Source organism: Betaproteobacteria bacterium (genome assembly GCA_016709965.1).
GTDB classification, from domain to species: domain Bacteria; phylum Pseudomonadota; class Gammaproteobacteria; order Burkholderiales; family Rhodocyclaceae; genus Azonexus; species Azonexus amarohabitans.
The window spans coordinates 223,502-230,665 of the sequence record JADJLT010000002.1 but is presented as its reverse complement, the minus strand read 5'-3'; the positions used below and the strand labels follow the sequence as shown (position 1 = coordinate 230,665).

General features: G+C 57.3%; 4 protein-coding genes, 1 tRNA gene and 6 pseudogenes. 3 read left to right on the top strand and 8 right to left on the bottom strand.

The features are described from left to right. Window positions 1-171 precede the first annotated feature (171 nt). Window positions 172-396: a hypothetical protein gene (locus tag IPJ12_12555; protein ID MBK7647955.1), complete on the top strand. Its 225-nt coding sequence runs from the start codon at window positions 172-174 to the stop codon at window positions 394-396. A gap of 972 nt (window positions 397-1,368) precedes the next feature. Here the strand turns inward: IPJ12_12555 and IPJ12_12550 are convergent. The 6 genes and pseudogenes from IPJ12_12550 to hpnC all read right to left on the bottom strand — a co-directional run bounded on the left by IPJ12_12550 (window position 1,369) and on the right by hpnC (window position 5,208). After that, a complete protein-coding gene (locus tag IPJ12_12550; GenBank protein MBK7647954.1) occupies window positions 1,369-1,719 on the bottom strand; it encodes a hypothetical protein in 351 nt (116 codons plus the stop codon). Beyond that, the gene (locus tag IPJ12_12545; protein MBK7647953.1) at window positions 1,688-2,302 is read right to left on the bottom strand and encodes a DUF389 domain-containing protein; all 615 of its coding nucleotides are present in this window, start codon (window positions 2,300-2,302) and stop codon (window positions 1,688-1,690) included. Before IPJ12_12545 ends, IPJ12_12550 begins: the two co-directional genes overlap by 32 nt. Window positions 2,303-2,695: 393 nt before the next feature. Then, a pseudogene (locus IPJ12_12540) lies at window positions 2,696-2,785 on the bottom strand (FAD-dependent oxidoreductase). 796 nt (window positions 2,786-3,581) lie between these two features. Further along, a pseudogene (locus IPJ12_12535) lies at window positions 3,582-3,895 on the bottom strand (FAD-dependent oxidoreductase). 4 nt (window positions 3,896-3,899) lie between these two features. After that, window positions 3,900-4,393 (bottom strand): annotated as a pseudogene (locus IPJ12_12530) (squalene/phytoene synthase family protein). 4 nt (window positions 4,394-4,397) lie between these two features. Continuing rightward, window positions 4,398-5,208 (bottom strand): annotated as a pseudogene (hpnC, locus tag IPJ12_12525) (squalene synthase HpnC). Between the two features lie 351 nt (window positions 5,209-5,559). Here hpnC and IPJ12_12520 point away from each other — a divergent pair. Continuing rightward, a tRNA-Leu gene (locus tag IPJ12_12520) sits at window positions 5,560-5,643 on the top strand. An 84-nt stretch (window positions 5,644-5,727) separates the two neighbouring features. Further along, window positions 5,728-5,967: pseudogene (locus IPJ12_12515) on the top strand (helix-turn-helix domain-containing protein). A 180-nt stretch (window positions 5,968-6,147) separates the two neighbouring features. Here IPJ12_12515 and IPJ12_12510 read toward each other — a convergent pair. Together IPJ12_12510 and IPJ12_12505 are read right to left on the bottom strand one after the other, a co-directional pair. After that, window positions 6,148-6,663, bottom strand: a pseudogene (locus IPJ12_12510) (ATP-binding protein). Window positions 6,664-6,681: 18 nt separating this feature from the next. Next, a complete protein-coding gene (locus IPJ12_12505; GenBank protein ID MBK7647952.1) occupies window positions 6,682-6,978 on the bottom strand; it encodes a hypothetical protein in 297 nt (98 codons plus the stop codon). Between the last annotated feature and the right edge of the window lie 186 nt (window positions 6,979-7,164).

Here is a 7,164-nt window from a genome sequence, read left to right as displayed (position 1 = left end):
TTTCAGCTACCGCCCCCGCTGACAGCGCTGGAGAATGTCATGCCGTTTTGAATTGGGCTGGCTTTTCCTGAAAATGACCGCAGCAGCCGGCGAATGGCTGGAACGTGTTTGGCCCCAGTCATCGCCTGGAAGCATTATCCGGAAGCATTTGTCCGGCGGTGAGCAGCGCGCGTGGCACTGGCCCGCGCCTTCGCACCTAATCCCCAACTGGTCTCCGCCGATGAGCCGACTGGCAATCTCGACGCTGCGACCGGCCAGCAGGTCATCGACCTGATGTTCGATCTAAACGCCAAACAGGGAACGACAGCTGCTGGTCACCTTAATGAGCACGAAGCGATTAAGCTGCCCGTTGCGGGCGCATTCTGCGCATTCAGTCCGGGCGGCGGCTGGCTTTGATTCGACTGGTCTGCATCACGGTGACGAGGAAGAACGTCTTTGTTACGGGCGCCAGCGCGGCTATCTTGGCTGTCGCCCGGTGAGGGCGCTGCTGGCGCGCGGCCATCAGGTTAGCGCGCTGGTTCGTGGTAACGGGTCGAGCATCCGTCCTGCCACCGGCATGTCGCGTAGTGATAGGAGATGCGCTCGATCCTCAAAGTTTTCAGGATCAGATGGATGGCGCCGACACCGTTCATCTTTGGTGGGCGTTGCGCATCCTCGTCCGGGTTAAAGTTCGCTGCCTTCCGGCATCTGATTCAGCCTCGCTGCAAGCTGCGCTGCTCGCCTCTCGCCATGCTGGGCTGAGTCATTTTGTTTATCTGAGCTGCCGCGCAACCGGCGCCGGTCATGCAGGTTTATCTGGCGGCTCCTCGCCGAGGGTGAGGCGAGCCTTGTCGCCAGCGGCATCCCGGCGACTATTCTGCGCCCCCGTACGTGCTGGGGCCAGCTCATAGGTGGCCAATGGTGCTGTTGCTAGTTTATTGGCTGGCCGAACAGTTTCTCGGCAACCCGCGAGGAGCGAAAGGCGGCTCGGGCTGGTGACCAATGATCAGACGAGGACGCCGCATTGGTGGCGGCTGTCGAGTCGCCGGCTTCGAGACCCGCATCGCGATGTCACGGCCATCCGGCGTTTTTCGTGATGTTGGTTAGGCGTCAGATTTGTTCGTTGCACCCACGACTCTTCGACGCGAGCGTTTGGTCGTGCGTTTGATGAAGCAATTTCCGGACTGGATCACCAGTGAAATGGCCTGCCCTGATAGCGTGCCTTCAGCCCGGACCGCAAGCGGGCTCGTTCAGACGCCATGATCGGTTGATCGATGACCATCGTGATGATGATGGTGGTCTGGGCCCTGGTGTCATTGCGTTGCGCCTGCTGCCACTACCCGCTGAAATCCTCAGGGCTTCCGGGTACTGTGCGCGAATTTTCCTTGATCAGCCGCTCAAACTTTCCCGCCCTGACTTCAGCGACTTCGATTTCGCTTCGAGGCGCGTCCGTTGGTGGCCACGCTTTCCCTGCAGCTGCTGGAGCGTATTGCTGAGCACTTGTTGCTGCAGTTCCTGCTTCAGTTGGGTGACGTCGAATTTCTCCGCACCAACATGGCGCACCGTGACTTCTACGCCATCGTAGCCCTCGGTTGCAAACTGTCGTTCAACGAGCTGTCGTACCTCGTCAAGTTGCCCGTCGCCGCCTAGCGTCAGCATGACGCGGCGCTTGTCGACGGAGATTTCCCGGCCAAGCAACACATAGCGTTTATCCCTGTCGATGCTCTGGACGATGCGCATTGCTTTTTCTTCGAATACTTTCTGTACGACCAAGTCGTAGGCGAGGAAGCCGCTTGGTACGGCGGTGGCAATGACGATGAAGCCAATGGCGAGGCGGGTACGTTGGCGGGTCGTGGCGTCGATTTCGCCGCGTTCCGGCAAGCGCAATAACTTGACCACGAGCAGGCTGGCAAAGGCGATGAAGACGCTGTTGATGGTGAACAGGTAAAACGCGCCGCCAAAATACTGCAGGTTGCCGGTAAATATACCGCAGCCGGCGGTGCATAGCGGCGGCATCAAGGCGGTAGCGAGGGCATCGCGGGGAACGCAGGCTGGAGTTGTAGCGCCGCCGTTCTCTGATCATGCCGACTGCACCGCCGAAGAAGGCAATCAGGACATCCCACAGCGTCGGGCTAGTGCGCGATAGCAATTCCGATTGGGCGTGGGGTGAGCGGGTCAGCAGAAAGTAAAGCGTTGCGGTCAACAGGCTGATCGCGACAAAAACACCGAGATTGCGCAATGACTGTCTGATCAACTGCAGATCCTTGACGCCGGCCCCGTATCCGACGCCAACAATCGGGCCCATCAGCGGGGAAATCAGCATGGCGCCGATGATCACGGGCCGTTGAATTGACGTTGAGTCCGATCGACGCGATCGGGGATGGCGAAAAACAGCACCCCAGATTGGTGCCGCCAACCGGATACGCCACTGCGGATGAGTTTCGTCGATCATGTCTCGGGGCTTGTCCTGATCGTGCCGAGATGGAAGAGGCGGTTCAGGGCGACAATTTGTTTATTCATGTTCATTATTCAATAGTCTGTGCCGGCCAGTGTGCCGGCGAAAATAACGAGCATCCGGAGTAACCCATGGCTTAACGATGCGCCAGTGGTTTTCTGACTGGTTCTATGTATGGCACCTATTTTAAGTGGCCTGCTCCGGATCGGCTAATCGCGATTCCGGATTGCTCTGTCATTTGGCGAGTGATTTGGCAGCTGATCATGCCGCCCGCTGACCACTCCGCACGGCGCCTTCCAGCGTGGCCGGGTAGTCGGCCCAGGTGTAGTCGCCGGCCGGAAGATGCGCGGGTCTTCGGTCTTGGATGGGCGCTGCAGTCCTGGGTGGCCGAGAAGGTGGCGCGTTTTTTTCACGGATGACTTTGTGCCAGCTCGACGTTTCCGGCATTGCCAGTTCGGTTTCAAAGGGCGATTGCCAAGGCCGCGTCATCCAGTGCTTCCCAATCGCCATGGCCGCTCAGGACGCAGGCGAGCAGGCCATCGCCGCGATCAACTATCCATTGGCCATACCGTCCGCCGGCTGGTCAGGGGAAAGAAGTTTTCGTTTTTGGCCCAAATTTCAGGTAGACCGTACTGCAATCGGTTCGTAGGCGTAATTGGTGGCTGCAGCAGGCCAAAGGGCGCCGCCGATATGCTGGGGTGCGGTGGCGATGATCGCGGCTACGTAGGCTTCTTGCCGTCGATTTTGATGGCATTTTCAGTGCTTGGGAATGATTGACGCGTGTGCTCAGACAGATTTTTTGCGCCATGGGCGGACAGCCATTTCCTGGCGGGATCCGGCAGTAATTGGCCGAGATCAACGCGGGGCAGTAGCAGGTCGGTATCTTCGCGGCGTGAACTGCCGAGGCTGTCGCGCAGGACGCGGCACGAAAGTTGCGCCGAGGCGCGCTCGGCTGGCGTGTTCAGTGCAGCGAGTCAGAGCGGTTCCCACAGGTGGCGGCGCAGGGCGCCAGTCTGCCCCGCAGAGTCCAGCCATTGGGTGACGGTCATGTCTTGCACCAATGAAACCCTGGCGGTTTGACGCCTTCCATCCACCAGCTGTTTGCGGTTTTCTTTCCAATCGACGGGGCAGCGGTTAAAACCCCAGGCTACTGAGGCGGGGCCGGCGGTTTCGGAAGTGCCAGGCGGTAGCCGGTGTTGTCGATGACCTGCAGTGGGCGGCGGTTGAATAGCTGGTCAGGATCGCCACCGACCCGGCGCATCAGCGCCAGCGTCTCGCGATAGGCGCCAAGCGGGATGTGCTGGCCGTTGTCGAGCGTCTGGCTATCAATGCGGACAGCGCGGAAGCTCGGCCACCGAGCACGCGGCCGGCTTCGAAGAGGGTGGTTTCAATACCGGCGGCAGTCAATTCCACGGCCGCAGCGATGCCGGCCCAGCCGCCACCGATGACGGCAATTTTCAAGGCTTCAGCCCTTCATCCAGGTCTTGGCAGCCAGCCATAGCTTGCGCGTCGGCGGCAAAGAAATGCGCTGGTGAAGCACTTGAAAGTTGTCGCGTTTGCGAGCAGGCCGACGACGCTGGCGACACGGTAGCAGTAGAGCGAAAGGCCCTTGAAGTCGAGGTAGCGCGATTGCATGAGGTCCATCTCCATGCCGTCAACGATTTCCAGCAACTGTTCCTTCGGCAGGTTGATGCGCTTGTCCAGTCCGGCCAATGCCAGTCCGACCGGGTGCTGCGGCTGGCCGGTAGCCACGCGCTCGATTTCCTGTCGCCACCAGGTGAGTTTGGTGGAGGCGATGGCCGCATCGTTGCATTCATCGACGACATCATCGACTTCGCGGCAGAAGGCATAGAGCGCCATGTTGGCGCGGCGGCGCTCAGCAGGAAGGAACAGAAAGCTGTAGTAGAAGGAGGAGCCGCTGGCAGCCTACTTCTCCTGGCAGTAATTGTCAGGATTCATGGGGCTACATTCTAATGGAACGGCCAGCAAGTACGAGCCAATCCCATTTGCCCAGCTTTGGACGTCGCGTGAAAACGTCACCACGCACCTTGCCGGATACGGTCGAGAATGCGCAGGCCGCCCTGCATGGTCAATCGAATTTCCCAGCCAAGCCGGCCGGGCAGGGCATGGACGAGCGGTGCGCCACGCTTTATCAGGGCGCTGGTGCGGTCAATCTCGAAATCCATCAGTGCCGCCCAGTTGGCCGACCAGTGGCTTTGCGCGATATCTACCTCGCTGACGTGAAAGCGCGGGAGGTCGCACAAAGGTACGTAAATCCGCTCTTTTTTCCAGTCGACCGCAACATCCTGCCAAAAATTGATCAGCTGCAGGGCGGTGCAGATGCAGTCGGATTGTGCCAGATGCGCCGGCTCGGTTCGGCCAAACAGGTGCAAAACCAGACGCCCGACCGGATTGGCCGAGCGGCGACAACAGTCGAGCAATTCCGGGTAATCGGCGTATCGCGTTTTCACAACATCTTGCGAGAAAGCGTCGAGCAAGTCGCGGAAGAGCTGGATGGGCAAGGTATGGGCAGCGATCACCTCGGCGAGTTCGACGAATAGCGCCGTTTGTGGAATGTCGCCGGCGTCGATGCGATCCAGTTCGGCGCGATAGGCGTTCAATCCATTGAGGCGCTCGTCACGCGATGCGTCGCCCTCATCGGCAATATCGTCGGCGCTGCGCGCAAAACGGTAAATCACCTCGATCGGCGAGCGCAATTTGGCCGGCACCAGCAGCGAGGCAACAGGGAAGTTTTCGTAATGATCGACCGACATTAATAGTCTGCTCTGGAGATTGGCGCCTAGTCGGTGCTAAAATGCGCCCCGCTTGCCCAAGTGGCGAAATTGGTGACGCACCAGATTTGGGTCCTAGTAAATCTTGCGCGTTCGCGGATTTTATCTTCACCGGCACCAATGCTGGTTTTAAGTTATTGATTTTAAAATGTATTGCATTGGTCTGGCAAGCCTTTGCTTTTCGGGCTGACGATTCCATAGTATCGTCGGACTGTAATCATCGGAAATAGATGAGAATAGGTGGAAGATGAGAATGTGCCAAGTTGGTGCAATCCTCATCAAGATAATGTGTGTCGTGAATTCGGTTTCTTTCTGAAGTACGATTTCATGCGTGCCCAGGTGGCGAAATTGGTGAACGCAGCAGGTTTAGGTCCTGCCGCCGCAAGGTGTGGGGTTCGAGTCCCTTCCTGGGCACCACGGAATATCTGTCTGGTATGTCTCTTTTGGTGGTAACTTGTGCCGGTCTTCTCTCCGAAAAGATTGCAAACAAGATTACATCGAATGAGAAAGCTGCAAGAATCATCAATAGAAAAAGAAAAGGTCATTACGGCCTATGACGCTCTTGGAGCGTCAGTTCCCCCGGTGATGGTTCTCTCTCCTGAAGATGTAGCTACATCATTAGGATTCAGTCGTAAAAGCATTTACGGCCAGATAGCAGCAGGCACCTTCCCGATACCCGTTTTGCGGATTGGGCAACTGATCAAAATCCCCAAGCTTTTGCTTGCCGAGTGGCTGGATGGGAAAGTCCTAGCCTTTGGTTCTGAATCGCCAACCTGTACAGGTGCCGAACTGGATTTTAATCCTGAGGTATCAACCAAAGCCAAACGAGGTCGTCCCAAAATGGCCAGAAATAGGGCGAGCTATCAAGTCAGTCGACGGACGGTGTCAGTTCTTGTGGATGCCGAGCTTGTCGAACAGGATTCAGTTTCGCCTTTTTGCATCCCTGACCAGCTTGTCGTAGGAGACGATCTCGACGTAGCCATTGCCCTTCGGCAGGGTAAGAAGTAACCCTCGTTATCGGAGGTCTTGTGGTACCGCATCTCGACTTGGTCGCGCAGGCTCGGGGTTAAGTCAGCGATCAGATATCCCATATACCTTAGTCGGTCGGGATTCACCGGCCGGCCGTCAATATCCTTGATGTTCCCTTGGTCGATCTCCTGAATCTGTGGATGATCTGGTCTGCAGGATCCCTGTCATAGTCATCCCGGCCCGGCCGTTTGAACTCGATGATGACTACGCCACCGCCGGGAAGGTTATCTGGTTCTGCGACCCCGATAGGCGTGCCGTAGAAAAAAGTCATGATGTCAGGCTCCTTGCCTGACGTCCCCTCAAGTCCCGGCACCTTGTTGAGTTTCTTGTCGGAAGTCAGCAGTGTGTGGAAACACAGTCGCTCGTCGATGAGCCAGAGGTTCTGTTGATCCAGAACACGTCCTTCGAAGGCCATTGAGTGCTGCCTTACACCGCCTCCAGCGCGAGCAGCTCATCTTTTGCTTTAGGATGAGCAAACAAGGTGTCGCGTGATATTCCTTTTTTGACGTAGTCGTAATAACAGTCCGGTGCTTTGCCTTTGGCAAAATGCCGAAACAAGGCCCGCAAGGAAAGGGTTTGATGGGCGTGAAAATCCTTTTCGATTGACACGCGAAGGTTAAATACAGGAGCGCCGTCGGCATTTGTCAGAGAGGAAAATCCCTCCCCTAGACCTCCTGGGCCAGCAAACAGGTCGATAACGGATATTGGTTTGCGGTCTGCCATGTGTTCTTTTTGGTTGTTCGGCACGTTCGCTGGCGTGCCTTATGGTCCACCGATGCTACCGGAATGTCCCTTGGTTGGGGTAAGCTTTGATTTTAACCTTCTGGGACTCGGGCTGGTGGGACGGTTCGATTTTTCGGGGTGTCGTCCTTTGCCCTTGCCTAGTAATGGAACCGTCCGTGTTGTGAT